We start from the raw sequence: 2,652 nt of genomic DNA on the forward strand, positions 1-2,652 counted from the left end.
GCACGCTCGGGACGCCCGGAGAACTCGGTGTTGATCACGTTCACCCCGAGATCCACCGTGATCTGGACAACCCGCTTCCAGTTGCGCACCGCGGCCTCGCGGGCGTCCTCGTCGGGGCCCGACCACCGCAACACCGGCAACACCGACGCGATCCCGACCCCGGCATCGGCACACGCCTTGCGGAACTTGGCCACCAGGCCGTCATCCGCGCGCGGATGATTGAAAAACGGAATGAAGTCCCGGTGCGGCGTCAACTGCAGATACTCAAAACCCAGATCCGCGACCACACGCGGGAATTCCAACAACGAGTGATCATGATGAAACGGCGTCGGATCCAAAGCGATCTTCATGTCATGCCCCCTTGATGGAGTCGCGGTCGGCAAGGGCGACCGTCACGGGCAGCCCGCTGTTCAACGAGTCGACGCCGGCTTCACAGACCGCGGCGGCGGCGTAGCCGTCCCATGCGCCCGGCCCGTCGACGTATACGCCGGTTTCGGGTCCGCGGCGCACCGCGTCCACCCAGCGCTGGATCTCGGTGTCGAATGCGCGACCGAATCGTTCCTTGAAGCTCGGGGTGATGACGCCACCCCAGGCTCCCGGAGCAGACTTGCGGACCAAGTTGACGTCCAAACCGATCATCGCGCTGCCCTTTTCACCGACCACCTCGGTCCGCACCTCGTACGCGATGCCGGTGGTGACAAACAGTTCGACGTCGACGTGCTTGCCGGAGGAGGTGCGCAGGATCGCGATCTGGGGGTCGGCGAGCCCGCCGGGCGCCGCGGGGTTCGCTGCCGGCTTGACGATCTGGATGGAGGTGATCTCCTCACCGAACATGAAGCGGGCGACGTCGATCTCGTGCACCAGCGAATCACGCACCACCATCTCGCTGTTGAACCCGTGCGGGACCGCGGGGTTTCGATGCGCGCAGTGCATCACCAGCGGCTCGCCGAGCTCACCGGCCGCGATCATCACGCGCAAGGCGGCGTACTCGTCGTCGAACCTGCGCATGAAGCCGACCTGAATCAGCTTGCGGCCCAGCTCCGCTTCCCGCTTGACCACCTCGAGAGCGGTCGCCACGTCGGTGGTCAGCGGCTTCTCGCACATCACCGGTTTGCCGTGTTCCAGGCAGGCAAGCAACTGCTTCTCATGGGTGGGGCCGGGGGTCGCCAGCACCACCGCATCCACGTCGGGATCGGCGATCGCGTCCAGCGGATCCGACACCGCCCGGCAGCCCACGATGCCCGCCGCCACCTGCTCGGCCCTCTCCGTGACGTAGTCGTTGACGACCGCGACCCGGGCGCCCTTGATCTTGCGCTCGATCCGGTCGACGTGCTGGGCACCTATCAGCCCGACACCCAGTACTGCCACACGCAGCTCGGTCATGCTCTCTACTCCTTGAAAATCAGTTGAAGCGGATGGACGGGACGCCGCAGGACCCCAGGTACTTGCGGGTGCGCTGGGCGATCGGCAGCGGCGCGTCGACCTCGCAGGGGTACATGTCCTGCTCCACGATCGCGAACACGTCGATGCCGAGCTTGTCGATCTCGGCCAGCAGCGGCGGCATCTCCGGAACCCCCAGGGTCGGTTCGATCATCGCGCCCAGCTTGACGGCTTCGCCGAACGGCAGGTCCTCGGCCTCGACCTTCGCGCGGACCTCCGGATCGACCTGCTTGAGGTGCAGATAGCCGATGCGCTCGGGAGCGCGTCGGATGATCGCGATGTTGTCACCGCCGCAGTACGAGATGTGGCCGGTGTCCAGGCACAGGTTGACATAGCGGCTGTCGGTGCCGTCGAGGAAGCGGTAGACGTTGTCCTCGGTGTCCACGTGCGAGTCTGCGTGCGGATGATACTGCGCGTGCACACCGTAACTTTCGAACATCGCCTTGCCGAGGTCGTTCATCCCGCCGGTCTTCTTGAGCCACTGCTCCGTGGTGAGGTTGCGGTCCTCTAGCACCTCACCGGTGGCGGGGTCGCGCCACATCTCGGGGATGACGACGACGTGCTTTCCCCCGACTGCGGCGGTGAGCTTCGCGACGTCCTCGATCTGGTTCCACACCGCCGACCAGGAATCGTCCTGGTGCAGATGCTCGAACACCGTGCCTGCCGACAGCTTCAGTCCGCGCGGGGCCAGCTCGTCGGAGAGCTTGTCGGGGTCGGTCGGAAGGTAGCCGTACGGGCCGAGCTCGATCCATTCGTACCCCGATGCCGAGACCTCGTCGAGGAAGCGAGTGTATGGCGTCTGCTGCGGGTCGTCGGGGAACCACACGCCCCAGGAGTCGGGGGCGGATCCAACACGAATCGTACTCATACAGAGGACCTTTCATTCAGTGGAGAGGTGCCGTCGGCTTCCAGGCGTTCTTCGAGCTGTTCGAGGGAGGTGCCCTTGGTCTCAGGGACGAGCCGCCGCACGAAGACCGGGACGGCAGCCTCTTGCACGGACACCACCGGACCTCGTTTCTCTGACTAACGCGCGTTAGTCACGCGCGTGAGGTCTACTATGAACCCGTTCCCGCGAATGTGTCAACCGTCACTCCCGGAAGGTTCTGCCATCGTGAACACACCCCGCCGGCGTCGTCCGACGATGGCCCAGGTCGCCGAGCGTGCCGGGGTGTCGCGCACGCTGGTGTCGTTCATCCTCGACGGCAAGCCGGG

3 protein-coding genes are annotated in these 2,652 nt (G+C 65.5%); all 3 read right to left on the reverse strand.

Annotated elements, in window-relative coordinates; translation table 11 throughout:
• Positions 1-350, reverse strand: a 350-nt coding sequence (locus WA944_RS23080) for a sugar phosphate isomerase/epimerase family protein (protein WP_526647393.1), incomplete at its 3' end; no start/stop codon positions are given.
• A gap of 1 nt (position 351) precedes the next feature.
• Complete coding sequence (locus WA944_RS23085; RefSeq protein ID WP_526369831.1) at positions 352-1,383, reverse strand: Gfo/Idh/MocA family protein; 1,032 nt, start codon at positions 1,381-1,383, stop codon at positions 352-354.
• A 19-nt stretch (positions 1,384-1,402) separates the two neighbouring features.
• Positions 1,403-2,308, reverse strand: coding sequence for a sugar phosphate isomerase/epimerase family protein (locus tag WA944_RS23090; protein ID WP_526647394.1), 906 nt, complete (start codon positions 2,306-2,308; stop codon positions 1,403-1,405).
• Between the last annotated feature and the right edge of the window lie 344 nt (positions 2,309-2,652).

This window comes from Mycobacterium sp., from assembly GCF_049683355.1.
Lineage (GTDB): Bacteria > Actinomycetota > Actinomycetes > Mycobacteriales > Mycobacteriaceae > Mycobacterium.

What these genes read in the sequence shown, in the direction of transcription:
- WA944_RS23085 (WP_526369831.1), bottom strand. Translation starts at nt 1,383, where the DNA reads ATGACCGAGCTGCGTGTGGCAGTACTGGGTGTCGGGCTGATAGGTGCC.
- WA944_RS23090 (WP_526647394.1), bottom strand. Translation starts at nt 2,308, where the DNA reads ATGAGTACGATTCGTGTTGGATCCGCCCCCGACTCCTGGGGCGTGTGG.